The 23057-nt window shown below is 49.7% G+C and carries 20 protein-coding genes; 18 read left to right on the top strand and 2 right to left on the bottom strand.

Annotated elements, in window-relative coordinates; translation table 11 throughout:
* Positions 1 to 258 precede the first annotated feature (258 nt).
* Together BMY11_RS15660 and BMY11_RS15655 are read left to right on the top strand one after the other, a co-directional pair.
* Entirely contained in the window at positions 259 to 3009 is a 2751-nt protein-coding gene (locus tag BMY11_RS15660; RefSeq protein ID WP_090577774.1) for an EAL domain-containing protein, read from the top strand.
* Positions 3010 to 3037: 28 nt separating this feature from the next.
* Positions 3038 to 4684, top strand: coding sequence for a thiamine pyrophosphate-binding protein (locus BMY11_RS15655; RefSeq protein ID WP_090577772.1), 1647 nt, complete (start codon positions 3038 to 3040; stop codon positions 4682 to 4684).
* Positions 4685 to 4695: 11 nt separating this feature from the next.
* Here BMY11_RS15655 and BMY11_RS15650 read toward each other — a convergent pair whose 3' ends face one another.
* On the bottom strand, positions 4696 to 5262 hold the full coding sequence (locus tag BMY11_RS15650; protein ID WP_090577770.1) for a hypothetical protein: 567 nt from the start codon (positions 5260 to 5262) through the stop codon (positions 4696 to 4698).
* A 245-nt stretch (positions 5263 to 5507) separates the two neighbouring features.
* On the opposite strand from BMY11_RS15650, the gene BMY11_RS15645 reads away from it, so the two are divergent.
* The 4 genes from BMY11_RS15645 (at position 5508) to BMY11_RS15630 (ending at position 9177) form a co-directional block, all read left to right on the top strand.
* Positions 5508 to 6983 carry a protein adenylyltransferase SelO gene (locus BMY11_RS15645; protein WP_090577768.1) on the top strand — a complete coding sequence of 492 codons (1476 nt, stop codon included), beginning with the start codon at positions 5508 to 5510 and terminating at the stop codon, positions 6981 to 6983.
* 120 nt (positions 6984 to 7103) lie between these two features.
* Positions 7104 to 8036, top strand: coding sequence for a phosphotransferase family protein (locus BMY11_RS15640; RefSeq protein ID WP_090577766.1), 933 nt, complete (start codon positions 7104 to 7106; stop codon positions 8034 to 8036).
* Positions 8037 to 8060: 24 nt separating this feature from the next.
* Positions 8061 to 8648 (top strand): DNA-3-methyladenine glycosylase I, encoded by a 588-nt coding sequence (locus BMY11_RS15635; RefSeq protein WP_090577764.1) that lies wholly within the window; start codon positions 8061 to 8063, stop codon positions 8646 to 8648.
* Positions 8641 to 9177, top strand: a complete 537-nt coding sequence (locus BMY11_RS15630) for an HAD-IIIA family hydrolase (RefSeq protein ID WP_143069281.1) — start codon at positions 8641 to 8643, stop codon at positions 9175 to 9177. The genes BMY11_RS15635 and BMY11_RS15630 overlap by 8 nt, the downstream gene beginning before the upstream one ends.
* A gap of 50 nt (positions 9178 to 9227) precedes the next feature.
* Here BMY11_RS15630 and BMY11_RS15625 read toward each other — a convergent pair whose 3' ends face one another.
* Positions 9228 to 9884, bottom strand: a complete 657-nt coding sequence (locus BMY11_RS15625) for a TetR/AcrR family transcriptional regulator (RefSeq protein WP_256217526.1) — start codon at positions 9882 to 9884, stop codon at positions 9228 to 9230.
* Between the two features lie 129 nt (positions 9885 to 10013).
* Between BMY11_RS15625 and BMY11_RS15620 the strand changes: the two genes are divergently transcribed.
* The 12 genes from BMY11_RS15620 to BMY11_RS15570 all read left to right on the top strand — a co-directional run bounded on the left by BMY11_RS15620 (position 10014) and on the right by BMY11_RS15570 (position 23048).
* Positions 10014 to 10586, top strand: coding sequence for a cysteine hydrolase family protein (locus tag BMY11_RS15620; RefSeq protein ID WP_090577761.1), 573 nt, complete (start codon positions 10014 to 10016; stop codon positions 10584 to 10586).
* Between the two features lie 10 nt (positions 10587 to 10596).
* Positions 10597 to 11934 carry a multidrug efflux MFS transporter gene (locus BMY11_RS15615; protein WP_090577759.1) on the top strand — a complete coding sequence of 446 codons (1338 nt, stop codon included), beginning with the start codon at positions 10597 to 10599 and terminating at the stop codon, positions 11932 to 11934.
* A gap of 6 nt (positions 11935 to 11940) precedes the next feature.
* Positions 11941 to 13416: a sensor histidine kinase gene (locus BMY11_RS15610; protein ID WP_090577757.1), complete on the top strand. Its 1476-nt coding sequence runs from the start codon at positions 11941 to 11943 to the stop codon at positions 13414 to 13416.
* Positions 13413 to 14099, top strand: a complete 687-nt coding sequence (locus BMY11_RS15605) for a response regulator transcription factor (protein ID WP_090577755.1) — start codon at positions 13413 to 13415, stop codon at positions 14097 to 14099. The genes BMY11_RS15610 and BMY11_RS15605 overlap by 4 nt, the downstream gene beginning before the upstream one ends.
* Before the next feature lie 57 nt (positions 14100 to 14156).
* Positions 14157 to 14999: an undecaprenyl-diphosphate phosphatase gene (locus BMY11_RS15600; protein ID WP_090577753.1), complete on the top strand. Its 843-nt coding sequence runs from the start codon at positions 14157 to 14159 to the stop codon at positions 14997 to 14999.
* Positions 15000 to 15031: 32 nt separating this feature from the next.
* Positions 15032 to 16183: an MGDG synthase family glycosyltransferase gene (locus BMY11_RS15595; RefSeq protein WP_090577750.1), complete on the top strand. Its 1152-nt coding sequence runs from the start codon at positions 15032 to 15034 to the stop codon at positions 16181 to 16183.
* A 125-nt stretch (positions 16184 to 16308) separates the two neighbouring features.
* The gene (locus BMY11_RS15590) at positions 16309 to 17049 is read left to right on the top strand and encodes a YheC/YheD family protein (protein WP_090577748.1); all 741 of its coding nucleotides are present in this window, start codon (positions 16309 to 16311) and stop codon (positions 17047 to 17049) included.
* A 248-nt stretch (positions 17050 to 17297) separates the two neighbouring features.
* Complete coding sequence (locus BMY11_RS15585) at positions 17298 to 18386, top strand: hypothetical protein (RefSeq protein WP_090577746.1); 1089 nt, start codon at positions 17298 to 17300, stop codon at positions 18384 to 18386.
* A 93-nt stretch (positions 18387 to 18479) separates the two neighbouring features.
* Positions 18480 to 19334 carry a L,D-transpeptidase family protein gene (locus tag BMY11_RS15580; protein WP_256217524.1) on the top strand — a complete coding sequence of 285 codons (855 nt, stop codon included), beginning with the start codon at positions 18480 to 18482 and terminating at the stop codon, positions 19332 to 19334.
* Between the two features lie 206 nt (positions 19335 to 19540).
* Positions 19541 to 20761 (top strand): MFS transporter, encoded by a 1221-nt coding sequence (locus tag BMY11_RS15575; protein ID WP_177182670.1) that lies wholly within the window; start codon positions 19541 to 19543, stop codon positions 20759 to 20761.
* Between the two features lie 62 nt (positions 20762 to 20823).
* Positions 20824 to 21117: a beta C-S lyase family protein gene (locus tag BMY11_RS29090; protein ID WP_218150191.1), complete on the top strand. Its 294-nt coding sequence runs from the start codon at positions 20824 to 20826 to the stop codon at positions 21115 to 21117.
* Between the two features lie 182 nt (positions 21118 to 21299).
* Positions 21300 to 23048, top strand: coding sequence for a MalY/PatB family protein (locus BMY11_RS15570; protein WP_256217537.1), 1749 nt, complete (start codon positions 21300 to 21302; stop codon positions 23046 to 23048).
* The last annotated feature ends 9 nt before the right edge of the window (positions 23049 to 23057 follow it).

The following is a 23057-nucleotide window of genomic DNA, read 5'->3' as shown; positions in this document are numbered from 1 at the left end:
AGTGTCTGCCGTCTTTTTTGCATACCTTATTCGCTCTAGGTCTTGATCCTTACGGAATCCTTAAACCAAAAATGGCAAAATTTGTTGTATGATTCGACGGAATGGGCGGATGTCCCTACGTTTTTTGTAGAAATGATGGCGTTTTCATAATTAAGTGTAGAAATCTGTAAGGATTCCATAGTATTTTTATACTAGAAGAAAAAATAGATACGTCCTAATGGATTCATGGATGCCAACTACGGAATGGGGATTAATTTAATGTTAAAAGAACAAATGAGATATTCTCGTCTTGCGAATTTAACGAAGTTAATCAATACGAAGCTCGAATTGCGAGAAGTATTGGAGCATGTGACGACTGCGATATCCGAAGAGATCGTCCGGTGCAATTCCGTAGGCATCTACTTGCCCCAGGAAAATGGTACATTCCGCGGGTATGTAGGTAAGCCAAGTGTTATTAACGGTTGGACTATAGATATGCATGTTATTGATACAGAGATGGACCTGCTTGCGAAAGAAGTCATTGAAACGAAGAGAACGATCTATATCCCTGACACGTCGAAGGACTCGCGGCCTGACCCGAGAGCCGTTCAAGGCTTCCAGATCAAATCGCTGCTCGTCCTCCCGATTTCCTTCGAGCAAGAATTGTTTGGCCTTGTCTTCTTGTTCGATTACGGCATCCCAATGAATTTGACGGATTCGGAAATTCAGACCGTAGAAGCTTATGTGAATATGGCGGCGGTTGCCATCCAGAACGCGAAGAACATGACGCACATGGAGAATTTGATTTATGAGAAGCAGCTGCTGCTCGATGTTACCCGTGATCTGGCAATGTGTTCGACCATGCAGGAAAGCTTGGACAGCTGCTTCTTCTATCTCGGCAAGGTGCTCGATAACTACAACATCGGCGTGCATCTCTTGGATCCGATTACTGAGACTCAAATTCGCCCGGCCAAGCTGAGCAAGAACAGCGATTGGACAGAGGAAGATTGGATCCAGCAGCATAGCAAAATTCGTATCGACGAAAGCAATGATCCGGTCATCCAAGAGGTCATTCGGACGAAGAAGGCGCTCTTGATTCCAGATGTATTCGCGGACAGCCGGCCAAATCATGACGTTTGCCGTAACTTCGGCATGAAGGGGCTGCTTGTATTCCCGATCGTATCTTTGGGTGAGGTGCTCGGTGTTATTCCAGTCGTTAATCTAGACGATAATGAGACGTTCGCCAATTTCACTGATACAACGCTGCAACTGGCTCAATCCATCGTAGATGCAACAGCTTCGACGCTGTCGAATTTGCTCTATATGGAGAAGCAGGAAATCATTATTAAAGAGCGGACCTCGGAAATAACATTCAAGAACCGCGAGCTTGAACGTGTCATTACTGAACTACAGCAGCTTAGCCGGGAGAAGGAGCTTATCCTGAACTCTGCAGGCGAAGGCATCTTCGGTCTTGATCTTGACCGCAGTATTACGTTCTGTAACCCGGCTGGCATTACGATGCTCGGTTATGAATCGAGCAGCGAGCTCATTGGACAGCCCTTGAACATCATTTTCAACGGGAAGCATAGGGAGAGCCAAGATGATAAGTTTCTGCGGAAGGACACTACGAGCTTCACCGTGGAATACGTCATCTCTTCGATCCGAGAGGGCGATGAAATTGTCGGCGAGGTTGTAACGTTCAAGGATATTACGCAGCGGAAGCAGATGGAAGAAGAAATCAGGTACCGCGCTTATTTCGACAGTCTTACCGATCTGCCTAACCGTCTTCTGCTGAAGGACAGACTTAGCCAAGGGCTAACTCAAGCGCAGATCAACAGCGAGAAGCTGGCCGTACTCTACTTGGATTTGGACCGTTTCAAGTTCATCAATGACTCGCTCGGACATAGCTATGGGGATTTGTTGCTGCGCGACGTGGCGAAGAGGCTCAGCGACTGCGTACCTAAAGGGGCGACCGTTTCCCGGCAAGGTGGGGATGAGTTTACGATTTTCCTCCCGAACATCAAGAATGAGAACGAAGTACAGAAGGTCGTTCAGCTCGTCATAGACTCCTTCACCGATCCTTTCCAGCTGCTCGAGAACGAGATCTACATGAAGGCGAGCATCGGCATTAGCTTATATCCGGATAACGGCGACACGACAGAGACACTCATCAAGAACGCGGATACCGCGATGTACAAGTCGAAGGAAATATCGGGCAACAGCTACCATTTCTTCAAAGAAGGGATGGACACGCGAACGTTTGAGCGCGTGAAGCTGGAGAACGATCTCTATAAGGCGTTGGATCAGAATGAGCTTGAAATTTACTACCAACCGCAATACAACAATAAGACGAACCGTATTGTCGGCGTAGAGGCACTGCTGCGTTGGAATCATCCGAAGCAGGGCATGATTGCCCCCGATTCATTCATCCCGATAGCAGAGGAAACTGCGCTTATCGTGCCGATCGGAGAATGGGTGCTACGAGAGTCATGCAAGCAGCTTAAAGCTTGGCAGAATCAAGGTTTCCCACTTGAAAGCATGTCCGTCAATTTGTCAGTGCGCCAGTTCGAGCAGAACAATCTGTTCGCGATGGTCAGCAGCGTACTTGCGGAAGTTGGCTTGCCACCAGAGCAATTGGAGCTTGAGCTGACGGAGAATCTGATTATCAAGAACCGCGAATTGACGCTCAAGACGATGAAGGAATTGAAGGGGCTTGGCATCAAGATCGCAATTGATGATTTTGGGACAGGCTACTCGTCACTCGGCTATTTGAAGAGCTTGCCGATCGATACGCTGAAGATCGACAAATCGTTCATGCAGGATATTACCAATGACGACGATAACGCCGCAATTACCGATACGATCATTACACTTGCGCATAACTTGAATTTAAATGTTATAGCCGAAGGTGTTGAAACGAAGCAGCATGTAGAGTTTTTATCTGCAAGGGACTGTTACTTAATGCAAGGCTACTTCTTCAGTCGTCCTATGAAAGCGATGGATATTGCGAAGCAATTTCTTACTGTTTAAAAATTAGGCGATATGGAGGCGAGCTTCAATGAGAGCAGCTAGAGCCGTTTTGGAGTTTTTGAAGGAAAATGGTGTGGAGCATCTGTTTGGCATTCCAGCAGGCTCGGTCAACGCAATATTTGACGAGCTATACGATATGCCAGAGATCACGCCAGTCGTAACTAAACATGAAGGAGCCGCTTCGTATATGGCGGCCGCATATGCGAAGTACACAGGCCGGCTCAGTGTGAGCATTGGCTGCAGCGGCCCTGGCGCGACCAATTTGGTCACAGGCGCAGCGAATGCAATGCGTGAGCATCTGCCGGTGTTGTTTCTGACGGGAGCGGTGCCAGTGGGAACGATGGGGCTTAACGCTTCACAGGAGCTTGATGTTAGCCCCGTGTTTCGCCCGGTTACCAAATACAGCGTGCTGGTCACAGAAGCGAAGGATGTGCTTCGCGAGGTAGCCAGAGCGTGCCAAATCGCGATCTCCGGTGTCCCTGGACCTGTACATGTAGCCCTTCCGATTGACGTTCAACATGCGGATATTGGCCTGCCCATTATCCCGCCATTATTACCGAGAAAACCAATCGTTCCAGCCCTCGCTGACATTGAGAAAGCGGCGAAGGCACTGCGCGAGAAGAAGCGCGGCTGTATCTTCGTTGGGCAAGGCGTCAGAGACTCCGTTGACTCCTTGCTAGAGCTGGCAGAATTGCTAGGCTGGCCGATCGTGACGACACCTCAGGCGAAAGGTTATATACCTGAGAGCCATCCGCAATATGTCGGTGTGTTCGGCTTTGCAGGACATGAGGCTGCATCGCGATTGATCACCGAGGACAGCAGCGGCGCACTGCTTATCGTAGGCTCCAGTCTTGGTGAGACGGCGACGAATAATTACAATACGAATTTAACGAAAGGCCGATACACGGTTCAGCTTGATTTCGACCAGACCGTGTTCAATCGTAAATACAGAATTGACCTGCCGGTGCTAGGGGATATCCATTTAAGCCTGCTCATGCTAATTGAGGAATTAAGAACGCTTGGAATTCCGGAGAGAAGCGTGCATGCGGATGATCACGGTGGCGCAGAAACCCCTCAAGTTATCACCGAAGAATATACGACAAGGAATGTGCTGCTGCAGCTTCAACAGTGCTTGCCTGTGGATACACGGTACACGGTGGATATCGGGGAGTTTATGTCCTACGTCATCCATCATATGAAAGTGCTTGATAAGGATACATATAATATCAACGTTCATTTCGGGGCGATGGGAACCGGCATAGCCTCCGCGATTGGCTCCAAGCTGGCAGAGCCGGAGCGACCTGTCGTCTGCGTGACTGGTGACGGCTGCTTCTTTATGCATGGCATGGACATCCTGACGGCGAAGGAGCTTGGCTTGCCCATCCTATTCGTGATCATTAACAATGCGCGTCTTGGCATGGTCTACCACGGACATTCGCTTCAGTTCAAGCGAACGCACCATGCCTTCGAACAGGAAGCGGTGGATATTGCGGGTATGGCCGCAGCGATGGGCATTCCAAGCCTGCGGATAACGGGTATGGACGAGCTTCAGCAAGCTAGCATCGATCCGTTGCTAGCCTTGAACGGACCAGCAATTGTGGAGGTCGTGTTGAAAGACAATAACACGCCTCCAATGGGTGATCGTGTGAAATTTTTGTCGTCCTTCGGCAAATAACCGATTGGATGTTAAAGGCTTGCACATGAAGTGCGGATGAAGGTGATAAGACTTCGCATGGTTTGCCCTTTGAAGGCATCAGAGACGGGTTTGCCAGATGGATCCGCATAGCTGCAGCTTGAGCTGTCTTGATCATACGTAAATCCGAGCTGGACAAGCGCTTCCAGTAGCTCATGCGGCATGGAGATCGAACTAGTCTGCTGCGCGTAATATGCGGTTGGCGTAATGGTGACGTCGACGTCTCCGGCCCCGGTATGTACGATGAACAAATCGCCTTGCTGCTGCAGCATCCAATGTCCTTTCGAGAAAAGCGAGATTCGCGCGCCTTCCAAACCAGACAGCGCATCCAGATTGACCGCGAGCGTTTCGTTCAGCATTCTGCGGACGTCCGGTCCTGTTACTGATCCTGCTGCTTGCTCAAGATAAGCTTCCAGGACCGATTGTGGGAGAGGCGTTAGCGGTAATGTGCCAAGGTCAATGTTGAAGATTTGGTGGATCATCGCAAGCAGTTCCGTGCTGCTGATGTTGGCGGCGCTTGCTTCAATAAGATTGTCCATCTGTGCGGCTTTCGTCATCATGGTATCTCGCTCCCGTCATGAATGCATATTGTTAAGCTCATTAACAATTATAATGGAAAAGCTTGCATCGTTGTGCATTAGATTAGCAATTTCAGCGAAGTATACGAAAGCTCGGACTTCATTGTCCGGGCTTTATTTATCTGTTGGCTGGTGATGGGCGTGAGGCAACATTGAACGTATGGTTATTTTCAGACGATTCAACTAGAATAGAGCTAATGAAGTTTTGCCAAGAGAGAAGGGATAGAATGTCTGACCAACAAACTGCGGGTGAAGCGGGCTGGAACCTTGATAACAGCTATGCCCGCTTGCCGGAGTCTTTCTATACACGAATGAAACCATCGCCAGTGCGCGCGCCAAAACTGACCATTCTGAATGAGCCAGTAGCAGCAATGCTTGGGTTAAATGCAGATGCGTTAAGAACGGATGCGGCGCTTGCTGTGTTTGCCGGTAATGAAGTCCCAGAAGGTGCTGCACCGCTGGCGCAGGCCTATGCCGGACATCAGTTCGGATATTTCAACATGCTCGGCGATGGTCGGGCGCTGCTGATTAGCGAACAAATTACGCCGGAAGGTGAACGGTTCGATATTCAGCTGAAGGGTTCGGGACCGACGCCTTATTCCAGAAGCGGGGATGGGCGCGCGGCGCTTGGTCCGATGCTGCGTGAATATATCATTAGCGAAGCGATGCACGCGCTTGGTATCCCGACGACACGGAGTTTGGCAGTCGTGACGACAGGCCAGTCGATTATCCGAGAGAGTGAGCTGCAAGGCGCGATATTGACTCGTGTCGCCGCCAGCCATTTGCGGGTAGGTACGTTTCAATATGCAGCAGCGAAGGGACATGTTGATGAGCTTCGCGAGCTAGCGGATTATACTACCCGGAGGCATTATGCTGAGATTGCCAATGATGAGAATCGATATCTTGCATTGCTGCAGGAAGTGATCAAGCGGCAAGCCTCATTGATTGCCAACTGGATGCTTGTCGGCTTTATACATGGCGTTATGAATACGGATAACATGGCGATTAGCGGCGAGACGATCGATTATGGTCCGTGTGCTTTTATGGACGTCTATAGTCTCGATACGGTATTCAGTTCCATCGACAGAGAAGCGCGATATGCCTATGGCAACCAACCGAAGATCGCGGTATGGAATCTTGCTCGTTTCGCCGAAACGCTGCTGCCCTTGCTCCATTCCGATGAGGAGCAAGCGGTTAAGCTTGCGGAAGAAGCGCTTGGCAAGTTTGCAGAGCTATATCACGGGCACTGGTTAGCAGGTATGCGAGCGAAGCTAGGCCTATTCGGCGAAGAGGCAGAGGACGAGAAACTCATCGAAGAATTGCTTCGTTTGATGCAGCAGCAAGGCGCGGACTACACGAATACGTTCCGTGCATTAACTTTTGGCCGATTGGACGAGATCGTCATGTCGTGCAGTGCTGATTTCGCAGCATGGCTGGAGCTGTGGCAGTCGAGACTCGGAAGGCAAACGGAGTCACCGGAAGCGAGTCATCAGCTTATGCGAAGCAGCAATCCTGCCGTTATCCCGCGCAATCACCGGGTAGAGGAGGCGCTCGCAGCAGCGGAGCAGCGTGGTGACTTCAGCGTCATGGAGGAACTGCTCACAGTGCTCTCGAACCCGTTCGCGCATTCGCCCGAGCAGGAGGCGTATGCGGAGTTGCCTTCACAGAACGGACGACCTTATCGGACGTATTGCGGGACGTGAGTTCAAGGTTCGGAATCGTTTGTTGGCGGTAGACAGCACTAAATGTCTATCGCCCTTTTTATTTTTGCGGTACACTATTTCCTGTAAATGTAAATATGATGGGGAGCAGGTGAAGCTAGTATGACCGCATATGAGAAACCGATTATCCAAACGACAGAGATCGAACAGATCCTGACTATGCAGTTAGGGACTAGCCTTATCACCGAGCTCATGCCAATGACAGGCGGGAATCTTAGCCGTGTATTCTCGTTTCGGTTTGATGGGCGAGAGGGAGTCATCAAGTTCAGCGATCTGGCAGGCGCTTACGATACCGAGCGTTTCGTGTCGGGACTCTTAACAGGTCATGGTGTGCCTTTCCCACGTTGCCTTGGACAAGGTCAGGTCAATGAATTATCCTTTTCCATTCTTGAGCGTGTGCCTGGGTCCATGTTGATTGATTGTACAGATGAACAGAAGAAGGCGCAGCTCCCTGAGCTAATCCGGATTTTGGCACAGATGAATGAAGTGCAGGTGGATAAGACGCGTGGCTACGGCTGGATCAAGCCGGATGGCAACGGAGCATCTCCGACATGGATGGCACATATCGAGTCTTTCTTCGCGGAGGACCAGACGGGTAACTTCTGGGAAGGATGGTATGATCTCTTCAAGACGACTTTTCTGGAAAAGTCTGTGTTCGACGAGTGTTACGCAAGGCTGCTGCATTATGCTCCGTTTAATGAACCACATCGACATTTTGTCCATGGCGACTTTCAACCTTGGAATATTATGTCGAGCGGAGATCGGATCACAGGGGTTATAGATGGCAACTGCGTGTATGGCGATTATCTGCTCGATCTGGAGACGCTGAGCGGCACATTAGGTGAGCTGGATGTAGTTGCAGCGTATCAGCAGCACGTTCAAGAGAAGGGATTTGAAATCCCGAATTTCGAAGAGCGAATGTTAGGCGCAAGCTACTTCAAAGGGCTGGATGCGATGCGCTTCTATACAAAGATGGGCTGGGAAGAGGCTTATCATGGCCTACGTCATTCATTAATTAATCTCGTTAATAAGTAAGATCTGAGAGGATGTATAGGTAGCATGCCGCCTGAGCGTACACTTGCACGTTGTGCCTGGGTCAACGAGGACCCGTTATATATGGACTATCATGATCATGAGTGGGGCGTTCCTGTCCATGACGATCAGAAGCTGTTCGAGCTGCTCGTTCTTGAAGGGGCTCAAGCGGGACTCAGTTGGTATACGGTTTTGCAGAAGCGCGAAGGTTATCGGGAAGCCTTCGACGGGTTTAATCCGGAGCGGGTTGCTGCTTATGACGATGCGTTGGTAGAAGTGCTGATGAGCAATCCTGCAATCATTCGCAATCGGCTTAAGATCCAATCTGCGATTACGAATGCAAAATGCTTCTTGAAGGTACAGGCTGCATATGGCAGCTTCGATGCGTACATTTGGCAGTTCATCGGCGGTGAGCCGGTTCACAATCATTGGCAGTCGAAGGCTGAGGTTCCCGCTACGACGCCGCAATCGGAAGCGATGAGTAAGGATCTGAAGAAACGTGGCTTCAAATTCGTCGGCTCGACAATCTGCTATGCATTCATGCAGGCGAGCGGGATGGTCAATGACCACTCGATGGATTGTAATTGGTATGCTGGGAGGGGTTCACTTGTCTAGTTTGCAGGCTGTATTCATTGATCGGGATGGCACCATCGGAGGAACGGGACATTTTATCCATCCGCGTCAGTTTGAGTTATTCCCGGGCGTTCAGGAGGCTTTACTCCTATTGAAGAAGCACCGCATTAAAGTGATCGCCTTCACGAATCAGCATAATATAGCCAAAGGGCTTGCGACTGAGCAGGAGTTCATGGAGCAATTCGAGTCATATGGATTTGACGCTTCGTATATTTGTCCGCATGAGCCGGAAGAGGGCTGCGGTTGCCATAAACCACGTCCAGGTATGCTGCACCTTGCTGCAGAGGAGCATCAACTCGATCTGACGAACTGTGCAGTCATTGGCGATGTGGGATCCACGGACATGCTTGCTGCTGCGGCTGTTGGCGCGCGCAAGGTTCTCGTCAAGACAGGATGGGGGCAGAAGTCGCTCGATACCTACCGGCATAAGTGGTATGACCAGGCATCACCTGATTATATAGCAGATGATCTCATGGACGGGGCGAGATGGCTCATTAAGGATCTCCTCTAAAATAATAAAAACAGACAGCAATAAGGACGCCCATCACACGGGCGTCCTTATTATTTGCCAATAAAGGTCGAGCACAAATGCTCCACAATCTCATCCGCCGAATAGCCACGTACATCACGTTGGAACAAGTAGGAGTCGCTGCTAAGAGCCGTGAGCAGGAGATCAGCTTTGAACACGCTGTTCGGAGGACTCAGCTCCTGCTGCTTCTGCTTCTGCTTCTGCTGTCCCGTTGCCTCTATCTCGTCGAAGTGTTTAACAAGCAGCCCATGCAGCTCATCGTATAGCGGACTGCGGGTTCGTGACTTCGGCTTGCTGGTCTGTGCTGTATCTTCAACACCAGTGACAAGCTGCGTCTTCGTTTCTCTGAAGCGGATAAATAGGGTGAGAATGCCCTTAAGCCGCGCTTCGGGCAACGCTCCTCGATTTTGCTCCAAGTAGGCTTCAATATCCTCGAATAAGATAACGATATTGTCTTTGATCAGATCAAGGCAGAGCTCGCTCTTGTTGCGATAGCGCCGGTACAGCGTCCCGGGGCCGATCCGGGCTTCCGTTGCAATTTGGTTCATGCTGACTTGCTCGACACCATGTTGCTCAAATAAATGAAGTGCAGCGTCCAAGATGCGCTGCCGGTTCTCTGCTGCATCTCGACGTTCAGTGCGTGGTGGGATTGGGTTGTCGGATTTATTCGATTTATCGAATTCACTCAATGTATGCTCACGCCCTATGGTAAAAGTTCTATGCTCGAACCTGCATTGACAAGTGGAGATGTCTCCATTTAATATGAAGAGGAGAGTTCTCCGCTTAATGCTATCATAAACGAAGAGGAGTGTACACAGATGGCTACACCTACTGGCAATACTGCACTATTAGTTATGGATTTACAGAACGGAATCGTTTCCCGTTTCGCGCAGAACGAGGAACAGCTGCTGCCCTTTCAGAAGGCAGTCGAAACTGCCCGCAAACATAACATACCTGTCTATTTCATTCGGGTCGCATTCCGTGAAGGCTATCCAGACGTTAGTCCACGTAACAAAGCCTTTTCACAGATTGCGAATTTTGGCGGCATGACTGTGGATGATCTCGCTACTCAAATTCACGAAGCGGTGAAGCCAGAGCCCGGCGAGCATGTGATTACGAAGAAACGCGTGAGTGCGTTTGCCGGTAGCGATCTTGAGGTCATTCTGCGCTCGCGCCAGATCGACACGCTCATCTTAAGTGGAGTTGCAACTAGCGGGGTTGTATTGTCAACCCTTCGTGAAGCGGCAGATAAAGATTTTGTCATCCAAGTATTGTCTGATGCTTGCCTCGATGCAGACGCGGAAGTTCATCGCGTACTGACGGAGAAAGTATTCCCGCGGCAGGCGAATGTGCTAACCGTTGACACGTGGATCGACAGCTTGAAAGCGTAGGCTGATCGCTATGCCCATTTGGAAAAGAAATTTATTCGTTTGCTGGTTCGGGATGTTCGTCACGAGCATCGGCATGAGCCAGATTGCGCCGGTATTGCCGCTCTATATTAAGCATCTTGGCGTCAGCGATACAGATGCGATCTCCCAATACTCAGGCATCGCCTTCGGCATCACCTTCATCATATCGGCGATCTTCTCGCCGATATGGGGGCAAGCAGCCGATAAGTTTGGTCGGAAGCCGATGCTTCTGCGCGCGAGCCTCGGCATGGCAATCGTTATCTTCAGTATGGGATTCGCCCATCATGTGTATGTATTGATCGGCTTGCGCATGCTGCAAGGGATCATTACAGGCTACGGCACCGCATGTACGACGCTCATCGCAACGCAGACAGATAATGAGCATGCCGGTTGGGCGCTGGGAACGCTCTCGACATCGAGTATCGCAGGTTCGCTGCTTGGACCGACAATCGGCGGCTTTATTGCAGAAAACTTCGGAATGCAGAACGTGTTCTTCATTACCGGCGCTCTCATGATGGTCGCATTCCTTACGACATTGTTCTTCGTGCAAGAAAACTTCACGCGTCAGCATAAGAAGACGCTTCGCATGAAGGAAGTGTGGGAAGCCGTACCGCAAAAGAGCTTAACTGTCATGATGCTCGTAACATTCTTCGTGCTGACGGTTGCACTGTACTCTGTCGAGCCGGTGTTGACGGTCTATGTGACGAAGCTTTCGAGCAGCTCTCATCATGTTGCGCTGCTTGCAGGCGTCATCTTCTCCGCTTCCGGGATTGCGAATATTATCGCAGCTCCGAGGCTTGGCAAGCTGGCTGACCGTATCGGTACGCACAAGGTAATTCTCGCTGCGCTAATTGTTGCTGGCGTGACGTTTATCCCGCAAGCTTTTGTCACGAGTCCATGGCAGTTGATGGTGCTTCGTTTCATTCTCGGCTTGTCGTCAGCGGGACTTATGCCGGCTGTGAATACAATTATTAAACGGATTACACCTGCGGCAATTACCGGGCGCGTGTTCGGACTGAGCATGGGCGCGGCGTATTTGGGCGTATTCATCGGCTCGCTGCTTGGTGGTCAAGTGGCTGCTTGGTTTGGCGTCGAATATGTCTTCCTCATAACTAGCGCGCTGCTACTCATTAATGCAGTGTGGGTGTACTTCCAAGTGTATAAAAAGGTTCAGTTCATGCAAGTGATGAATCCCGTCAATCCGGTCAATCCCACCCAAATAACTGGCGGGATTTTTGTTCATACATTTTTAAGAAAAGGTTCACGCATAATTAAGAAGCATCCTGTACGCTTATCGAAGCTAAGAAGCTGTCAATTACGAGGAGAATAGAGCTGCATGTCAATTCGCTTGAAACTATTAGTATCCTACGCGGCCATGCTGTTCATCCCGCTTGTTTTAATTATGGTAATCACGTCGCTGCTGCTCGTCTCGCTCCGAGGGGAGTTATCGTCTGTTCAAGGGGCATATGAGTCGACGGAAAATATGTTCGACCATGAGGTCGTGGAGCATGTCGCGAAGGAGATGAAACGTTCCATTGAGCGTGATCCTGAGCTGATGAAAGACTCTAAATATTTGGATGAATTGACGACAGAGTTGCGAAAGAACGATGCAGGCATGATTATTCGAATGGATGATAGCATTGTCTATGACTCGGCTATAATCGGACAAACACCGGAGCTTATGACAAGCTTGCCGACCTATAAGGGCCCGAATACCGTTACACGTGACCATGTGCGTAGACTCGGCAATATGGACTATCAGTTTATTCAGTTTGACTTCCTTAGCATCGACAAGAAGAAGAGCACCGTGTTCATCATTACGGAGATTAATCCGGTTGTATATTTCATTCATCAATATTTTGGTGCGATGTTTGTTGGCCTGCTTATTATACTGATCGGGACGCATGTGATTCTGACGACGTACATGTCGAAGAATATTATCAAACCGCTGCAAGCGCTTCGGAAAGCGGCTCGTGAGATCAAGGAAGGACGGCTTGACTTTCAGCTCGATGTCGCGCGCAAAGATGAGATTGGTCAGCTTGGAACCGCATTCGAAGAGATGCGATCGAGGCTCCAGAAGTCGCTAGAGGTACAGCAGCAGTACGAAGCGAACCGCAAAGAACTGCTCGCAAGTATCTCCCATGATCTACGAACGCCGTTGACTGCCATTCGCGGATACGTTGACGGCATTATGGAAGGGGTTGCCGATACGCCGGAGAAGAATCACAAATATATGCGGACGATCGCAATGAAAGCCGATCAGCTGGATCATCTTATCAACGAGCTGTTCCTATACTCGAAGCTGGATTTGAATCGTCAGCCATTCCAGTTCGAAGAGGTCGCTCTTATGCCGTTTCTGCAAGATTGGTCGGAGGAGCTGCAGTTTGAGCTGGAGAAGAAAGGGATCGCGCTGCAAATCGATATTCAACTGCCCTACGATGTCATCGTTACGATGGACCGCGACCATTTCCGGCGTGTTCTGAACAATATTATTCAGAACAGTGAGCGGTATATGGATAAAGCAGAGCCGGTAATTCGTATAGGCGCATATCAGCATCCGGATGCTGCGGTGATTGAAATAATGGATAATGGGACTGGTATTGAACCGATTTCGCTTCAGCATATTTTTGAGAGGTTCTATCGAGTTGATCAGTCACGCAACGTCAATACAGGAGGAAGCGGCCTAGGGCTTGCCATTGCCAAACAAATCATGGAAGGCCATGGCGGTGCCATTGCTGCTATAAGCAAGCTGACTGAAGGTACAACGATTCAATTGACGATCCCCACTAAACAAGGGAGTACGAGCGTATGAAATCAATTCTAATCATCGAAGATGATGTTACAATCTCGGAGCTGCAGCGGGATTATCTTGAGATCAGCGGGTTTAAAGTCGATATCGCAGCAGACGGCGAGCAGGGGCTGCAGCTTTGCTTGAATGGTTCATTCGACTTGATCATTCTCGATTTGATGCTGCCAAAGATGAACGGCTTCGACGTTTGCAAAAGAATTCGCGAGAAGAGGGACGTTCCGATTCTAATGGTCACCTCAAGGCGCGAGGATATCGACGTAATTAGAGGCCTCGGAATAGGCGCGGACGATTATATTACGAAGCCGTTCAAGCCTGCGGAGCTTGTTGCCAGAGTGAAAGCTCACCTCGCGCGGTATGATCGTCTGATCGGCACGAAGGAGACGAAGAATGACATTCACATTCGCGGTTTATATATTGATCCTGATACCCGTAGTGTACTGGTCAATGAAATGGAAACCGTGCTGACGACCAAGGAATTCGATCTTCTCTATTTTCTCGCTAGTTATCCGAACCGAGTGTTTACGAAGGAGCATTTGTTCGAACGAATTTGGGGCGTGGATGCAATGGGAGATCTGCAAACCGTCACTGTTCACATCCGCAAAATCCGTGAGAAAATCGAGGCGGACTCAGGGAATCCGACATACGTTGAGACGGTCTGGGGCACTGGGTATCGGTTTAAAGGTTGACCTGATCATTGAAGTTGTTGAAGTTGTTCAACATTCGGAAGGAGCATCAGAACAGTTATGCCACACGTTATTAATGCCGTGATCCAAGGTATCATCGAAGGGTTAACGGAATTTCTACCTGTCTCATCGACAGGACATTTAATTCTTTCAGGCAAATTGCTCGGCTTCACAGGCGAGAAGGCCGATACGTTCGAAATCATCATTCAGCTCGGCGCTATACTGGCTGTTGCCGTCATTTACTGGCGACGTATTCTCAATTTGCTTGGGCTTACGCGTATCAAGCCGGATTCCGGTGATGGGTTACAAGCAGCCTCATCCCAGCAGCCAGAACATAAGCTGAATTTGCTGCATCTGATTATTGCTTGCTTCCCAGCAATGGCGCTTGGCTTAATTTTGCATTCTTTTATCAAAGACTACTTATTCTCACCCTATACGGTACTAGCTGGACTTGTGTTTGGTGGGGTGTTCATGCTGATCGGTCAGCGCAAGCAAGTGGCTGTTCAGGCCGAGGGCATCGATCAAATCTCGTATAAACAAGCGCTGCAGATCGGCTTGTTTCAATGCTTAGCCTTATGGCCGGGCTTCTCGCGCTCTGGCGCGACGATTGCTGGCGGTTTGCTGACAGGGATCAGCTATCGGGCCGCAACGAATTTCTCCTTCCTGATCGCGATTCCGATGATGTTCGCAGCGAGCGGCTATGAGCTGTTGAAGAGCTACGATACGCTAAACGCTTCGGACGCGGGCTTCTTCGCGACAGGGTTCATCGTGGCTTTCATCGTGGCATTGCTCGCGGTCATTACATTCCTCAAGCTGCTTGAGAAGCTGAAGCTTGCGCCGTTTGCATACTACCGTTTCGTGCTTGCGGCTGTGTTCTTCGTTTATCTGCTCATCAATCACTAGTCAGCGAAAAATCCAGAAGGAGGCGGCATGACATGAGTAATCAGGGAGCTGTGCTCATTCTGACCGGAGATTACGGAGCAGGCCATCTGAGAGCGGCTGAAGCGCTGAAGGACTCGCTGCAGCAGCAGCATCCTCACTTAGCTGTACAGATCGTTGACGTCATGTCCGTCACGCATCCGATCTTTAGTCCCGTCAGTAAATATATGTATTTGCGCAGCATTCATCATTTTCCGCGGACATACGGTTTTCTCTTCCGAAGGACGAGGCAGCAAGGCGCAATTTCGAATACATTCAAGACCATTCAGAAGCTTGGACTTCACAGATTGCATTCACTCATCGACCGAATGAAGCCATCGGCAATTGTGTCTACGTTTCCGCTCGCCGCAGGCGCGGTCTCTATATTGAAGCGGGCCGGTCTCGTGAAGGTTCCCTGCACGACGGTCATTACGGATTACACGGATCACAGCTACTGGCTGTATCCGCATACTGATCTCTATCTCGTCGGGAGCAATTCTGTTGCTGAACGTCTGCGACAAGTGGGCATCTCCGGGAGCCGGATCGCAGTCACAGGAATTCCTGTCAAATCAGCCTTCTACAGCTTGCTGCCAAGACAAGCCGCACGGGAGCTGTTCAGGTTACAGCCCGATATGCCAACTATAATGATTATGGGCGGTGGGGAAGGGCTGGTCGCTCGCGGAATCGGCGAAACGATTCGCAGCACACATCGGTTGCTTAGCGGCGGTGTCCAGTTCATTGTCGTATGTGGACGTAATGAGAAGCTTCAATCAGAGCTCACTCAGCTGGTCCTCTCGAATCGCATCCCGGCACTCATTACGGGCTACACCGAGCATATCCCTGAGTTTATGGCGGCATCCGACCTGCTCATCACGAAGCCAGGAGGTCTTACTTCATCTGAAGCGCTAGCTGCTGGTCTGCCAATGGTGCTCGTTCAGTCGCTCCCAGGACAGGAGGAGGATAATGCCGCTTATCTTACCGCTTGCGGTGCGGCTTTGCGTGCCGATGAGCTGCAGGATGTGCCGATGCTTCTTATGGGATTACTGCGCAGTCCGGATAGGCTGCGCCAAATGATCAAACGAACGCTTCAAGCGAGCATACCGAACTCAGCGGATGTCGCTGTTTCAACCATCATGCGTCAAGTTGCGAATGCGCTCATCATTTCTTAAATTTATGTCCCTAACGATAGAAGCCTAACAACGCAGCGTCATGAACCGAATACTGTATTTACAGCTTTATCGGTACGGTACGCAAGAAGCGTAGGCAAACAATCGGTTGAAGATGGGGGAACATCATGACGCGTTATGTGGGGAGCAAATGGAAGAAGACCGCTGCACTCATGAGGGAGCGAGAATTATCAGAATACGTGCCCGAAACCGCCCAATTGTCCAAATCATCGCTTCATTCGTTATTGAGAAAATATGAGATGGTCTATGTGAAGCCAGTCGTTGGCATGCATGGGAATGGTGTCATGCGAGTGGAACGCACAACAGCGGGCTATCAGTTTCAATCGCAAGATCGTATCCGCAGCTTCACACATTTCGATGACATGTACCGGTCCATTCTAGTGCAAACTCGCAAGAAACGATATCTTGTCCAGAAAGGGATAAGGCTGCTCAAGCATAATGGCCGAAGATTTGACATACGCGTCATGGCCCAGTATTCGCCAAACCGGCAATGGGAGACGACGGGCATTATCGGAAGAGTTGCGGCCAAGAACAGAATCGTAACCAACTTTCATGGCGGTGGCAAGCTTGTCGCAGCAAGCCGATTGCTCGCAGAGCATACGAACTATGTTTATCCTAAATTGCATTCCTTGTCCAAGCTTGGCGTAAAAGCAGGCAAGGCGATGCAGCAAGCATTCCCTGGCGTCTATGAAATAGGGCTCGACGTAGCACTCGATCAATCACTGCGTCTATGGATATTGGAAGTGAACACGAGCCCGGACCCGTACGTGTTCAAGAAACTTCCCGATAAAACGATCTTCAAACGCATTATGCGATACGCCAAAATGTATCCGAAAAAGAGAGCCTGATCTCGACCAGGCTTGCAGAGAGCCCGAAGAGATGTCCATGAGACTTCTTCCTGGGCTCTTTCTCATGGACAAAACTTCCAAATTAGTTATTGTTGATAGATAAAACATGTGCTAGAATCGCACTTAGGTAAAAATGCCCATAAGTGCAACATTTTTAAATACGAGTAGGGGGGAAAAGGTGTACGAGTGGGGATTTGATTCTTAATACATATTCAATCTATCGATATGAAAGATAATTGGGAGGAACTATGAACAAGCGAATTACTCTATTCATGCTCACTTTTGCACTCATTCTCACACTTCTGCCGGTTTCTGTCGCGCAAGCCGACGCAAAAGCCGATCTACAGAAAAACGTCGCACTTATTATCTCAGCATTCGCGAAACAAAGCGGATTCACGGCCGCAGACGTTGATTCCATTATTACCGATCTGAACAATGACAACAGTCGGGAAGTGGTCGTCTGGATCAAGCATCCAATGGATTCCAATACTGATTTCTACCTTGGCGTTTACAGCCTTGGAACGACGAAGAAGCTCCAGTTCGAGAAGCTCTACTCCAGCGATTATATTTACGATTCCTATGTCACAGTAAGAACGATCAAAAATCCGCGCTACAAAACGAGCCTCGCGGTCGTTTCCTTCGGTAATAGCTACATCGATGCGGAAGTGTATACGACCAAATATGGCGTGTTTAAGCGAGTCGGTTCAGCTTATATGTCGTATTCGATGCCTAACGGCGTCTATATGAAGGACATTAACGGCGACGGCTATGAAGAGTTTGTCGGCCTGAACAACGAGTATGATCTTGGCAATGAGCAGCTGAGCAACGCGGAATATCCGGTAGGAAAAGTCATTTATAAGTGGAATGTGAATAAATTAACCTATGTTGCTTCGCAATATGGCAGTGACGGCAAGCTGGACAGCACGCGTAAGCCGGTTGGATCTTTAACTTCTGCGCAAGCACTTGCTATGCTGAAGAAAGCCTATACGATGCAGATTGGAATGTCAGGCTACTACGAGTTCGACACAGTACGCGCGAAGATGAAGCCTTCCTTCAGCAACAATATCGTTTCCGGTTTTATCCGCAACGGATTGAAGTATGACTATGGCTTCGGATACAAGCCGATTTACCAGACGAACGAAGATAATGTCTGGCTTCTGCCTAAATTCACGAACGCGCCGGTACAATTCAATATCTCGACAGACAAGAACCGTATCAAGATTGTGCAGAAGCAGAAGAAGGAATATAGCGGCGGCAGTTATGACCGAAATGCGACAGCAGTGCTTGTAAAAACAAAATACGGGTGGAAAATTGATAATTACGGCTACAATTTCTAATCATCAACTACTTGTCCAGTCATATATTGATTAATATTCAAAATATGAATGGGAGGTTGTATACTTCTGAAACCGTACCTTGCAAAGTCAGTCGTGCTCACGATTCTCCTCGCGTTCATTGGGGTATTCCTTGTCCCAGTTAACACGAACGCAGCAGGGAGTAAGAACGAGCTAATCATTGTCAACAAAGGAACGAATAAACTGGCGTTCTATATCGACGGCGAGCTCGTTAAAACGTTCTCGGTGGGGACAGGAAGGTCGCCTGATCTGACACCAGAAGGTTCGTTCAAGATTGTGAACAAGATCAAGAACAGACCGTATTACAAAGACCATATCGCAGGCGGCGATCCAACGAACCCGCTCGGGGACCGATGGCTGGGGCTGCAGGTAGGCGCGACGTATGGTACGACTTACGCCATACACGGGAATAACAATAGCAAGTCGATTGGCAAGTACGTCAGCGCCGGCTGCATTCGCATGCTGAATGACGAAATCCATTGGCTGTATCCGCAGATTGTAATTGGCACGAAGGTCATTGTTACGACATCGAAGCTGGATTTTGCCACGATTGCAGAGCAGAATGATTATCCGGTCACGCATTATTTTGCAGGATCGCTGTTACTCGATGGCAAGTCGGTGAAGCTCGATCATGAGCTATTGATGATGGATTCCCGAGTGTTTATCCCCATGCGAGAGGTGTTTGAGCTTCTAGGCGCACAAGTGGGCTGGGATGAGCAGACGAAGACAGTTACTGCGATCATTGGCTCTCGGACCATCACGCACAAGGCTTTAACCGGAACAGTGAGCGTTGGAGGCTCTACGGTAGCGATCACAAGTTCACGAATTGTCGATAACTCGCTGCTACTGCCATTACGAGATATTACGGAGCTTATCGGCCATCAAGTCGATTGGGATGGAACGAAGAAGCAAATTCGAATTACATCATAATGCACTAATTTACGTACTGGGCTGCCTTGTTGGGCAGCCCTTTTTGTTATGGTATACAAAATTCGGTGAATCGTTTAAATTAGAGAAACAATATATTTATCAGGGGTAAAATGATGACTTGGACGAAACGATTCACCAAATTCAGGAAACAATCGGACAGCCGAAAATATTTAAAATTGATTACGAGCGAGGGCATTTCGGGAGGGATGCTTGGAAGCATTCTCGGAGGACCGTTTCTGACCGGATTCATGCTGTATCTTGGCGCATCATCGGCACAGATCGGCTTCGCGCTTGCGATTCCCGCATTCGCCAACCTGGCGCAAATATTCACAGCGATTATTACTCATAATGTCGATAATCGGCGAGCATATGTATTCGGTTACGGCGTTCTATACCGGGTCCTGTGGGTACTGACAGGGCTGATCCCGTTCGTACTTCCCCAGAGCTATTGGGTATATACATTCATAACGTTATATTTGCTTTCGTATTTATGCTCGAACATTGCAGGCGTCATCTGGGCATCGCTCATCAGCGACATGATTCCCGCACAGGTGCGAGGACGGTACATGGGCATTAGGAACACGATTGTCGGTGGACTTGCCGCATTAGCTGTGCTTGCAGGTGGTCAATTACTGGAGTTGTTCTCGAAGCAGAACGGATTTATCGTCTTGTATGCCATTGCGGCAGTATGTATGGTTTGGAACGGTTATCATTTGTTCAATTATCCGAATCTGCCCTTCGAGAAATCACAGGAATCCCAGAAATTGAAGCTGCTTGTGAAGCCGCTCAGGGACCGTTCATTTCTTCGCGCGACCTTATTCCTTGCTGCATGGATCTTCTTCCAGAACATGGCGGTTCCGCTGTTCTCCTATGTGATGCAGGATGTGCTCACCATTAGCATACAGTGGGTAACGATCATTACGACGATCCAAATGGTCGTTATGATGGCGAGCTACTATGTGTGGGGCAACTTGAATGCCAAGTACGGGACGAAGCGTGTGCTGTTGTGGACATTACCAATTATCTCTGCAGCCTGCATGTTATGGGGTGCAATTGCATGGCTTCCGGCGATTCCGGTACTCATATTGGTGCATATGCTTCTAGGGGTTGGTACTGGCGGCTTCACACAGCTAACGTTCAATTTCACGATAGAAGAAGCGCCTGGCTCGGAACGGACCATCTATGTGGCTGTTTTTGCAGCGTTGACAGGCTTTACCGGATTCCTGGGCCCGATTCTCGGCGGAGAAATCTATCGGAAGATGAGTGCGATGCCGTTTTGGCTGGAGCACTACGGCTTCAGTGCAGGCATGGGGCTTGTTCTGCTAGGCTTGGCACTCACTGCGGGACGATCCATGTTGAGCAGCAATCGTAAAAGCTTCAGCAGAGCGACAGGATTGCGCAAGCAACAAGAAGAGCTGGTAAGCTAATTAGCTTAGCGGTTCTTTTTGCTCGAATCGATAGGACAATGGATACAGTGGGAGGCAAACGCATGCGTTATGATTTCGACCGTGTCATTGATCGCCGGAACAGCTCTAGCTTCAAGTGGGATGGCGTCGCTGCCAGCTATGGTCCAATCGAAGATACGATTCCGATGTGGGTGGCAGATATGGATTTTGCTGCGCCACCGGAAGTGGTAGAGGCTTTGCAGAAGCGAGTCCGGCACGGTATATTCGGCTACTCGTTCCGCCCGGATTCGTATCTCGAAGCGATAACCGATTGGTTGGATAGACGGCATCAGTGGCGCGCATTGATCCGGCGTGGATTGCGCATAGCCCTGATATGATCGCCGCACTGTCAATCCTCATAGAGACGTTCACAAAGCCAGGAGATAAAATTATCTTTCAAGCGCCTGTCTACAATTTCGCTAGAATTATCGCTAATCAGGGACGTATCGCAGTCAATAATCCACTTCACTATTAGAATGACACCCATACCTACACGATGGATTTGGATGGTTTGGAAGCGATGCTTGAGCTTGATCAGACTGTGACGATGCTCATCCTATGCAGCCCGCACAATCCGATCGGCCGGGTGTGGCGGCGTGAGGAGCTGGAACGATTAGGACAAATTAGTGTGAAATATAACCTGCTCGTCGTATCGGACGAAATTCATGCTGATCTTGTGTATGAGGGCAGCGAGCATATCCCTTTCAGCTCGATCTCGGCAGATCTTGCAGCTCGTTCGATCACCTGCGTCGCCCCGAGCAAAACGTTCAATTTACTAAGCATGCACGCAGCAACCGTTATTATTCCGAACGATACGTTACGAGCACAGTACAATCATGCATTGAATAGGCTTGGGCTGGACTCGCCGAACACGTTCGGTAGCCTCGCGCTTGAAACGGCTTATCGTGAGGGTGAAGAATGGCTGAACGAACTGCTTATCTATTTGCAGAGCAACATTCACCTCGTTACCGAGTTCTTCAAAGCACGAATGCCACAAATACGTGTCATACAACCGGAAGGGACGTATCTCATTTGGTTGGACTGCCTGGATCTCAAGCTGAGCATGTCTGCGCTCGAACAGTTCTTCGCCTACAAGGCGAAGGTCATTCTGCAGCCTGGCTATTCGTTCGGCGAGGAGGGGACTGGATTCATGCGCATGAATGCAGCATGCCACATGGGAGTAATGGATTGGTTCCGCGAGCAATTCTCCGGGCAGAAATTATGTCCAATTGAACATCTGGAAAGCTACAAAAGGCTTGGAGAGCAGGTCTATTCGCTTCATGTCGAGCTGGCAGAGAGTACCTCTGCGCGTGCTCAAGCGATCGTGCAGGCTGCACGAAGCATTCAAATTATGGCTGATGAGCTGCTCGGCGATGCGCTTGATGGCGCTGTTCCTAAGGCCGTGCCGATTGTAACGCATGATCAGGCAGACGTCTGGTACGGCATGCTGCCCGATATTATGGTCGCCGCAAGACAGGAAGCTGCGTTCTCGAACTCTGCGCGCATGAAGCTGCCGATTCGGCTCGGCACTCAGATTGAAGGTCCGAAGCCATGCCCGGAACAGCACATCGCCGGACTGAGAAGAGCTGCCGCTGGACTCGAGGAGCTGCTCGCGCTCGAAGTGTCCGTTGCCCGAGGTGAGAAGGAGACGTACAAGGAAGCGATTCTGCTGTACGAAGAAGCGAGAACGCGCAAGCAAGCCGGCGATTCTATCGTGGGCACGATCTCGAATGGACGACGTGTCTCGGAGGAGAGCCACGAGGATGCGGAAGAGCAGTATTGGATGGCGTTATCGAATTACATCCTCGTCGCGCAAGGGTTGAAGGACCCTGAGATGCTGAAGAACATGCCAACGGCTTTACCTGGCCCGAACGGCGTCATCCCGTGCAAGCTGGACTCAAACGACCTCTGGAAAGTGACTTCGCAGATTGCTATTAGTGAAATCCGCAAGGCAGGGGAGTACCTCCAAGCGGAGCGCGATCTTGTCGAGCACTGGGAGAATTTCATTGAGACGAGAGTAGAGCGTGAATATGAAACGACCGTTGAAGAGCTGCTAAAGCGCGGCCATATCAAGGAAGATTCGTATTGGTACTGCTGTCCATTCCCGGCTGTGTACCGCGTGCAAATGGATTCGGTGAATGTGCTAGGCCATGTTATTCCTAGAGGGCATGTGTTTGTGTTCGAATACGGAGATGACGGCGAGCCGGGCCGATTTATTACACAGCCTACTTTCCAATCCGCAGATGAGCGAAAATATTGCGACGACTAATGGAGTGGC

The organism is Paenibacillus sp. OV219 (genome assembly GCF_900110075.1).
In the GTDB taxonomy this organism is placed as follows: Bacteria; Bacillota; Bacilli; order Paenibacillales; family Paenibacillaceae; genus Paenibacillus_Z.
Note: the sequence above shows the minus strand (reverse complement) of the source record. Positions and strands in the feature narration are given on the sequence as shown.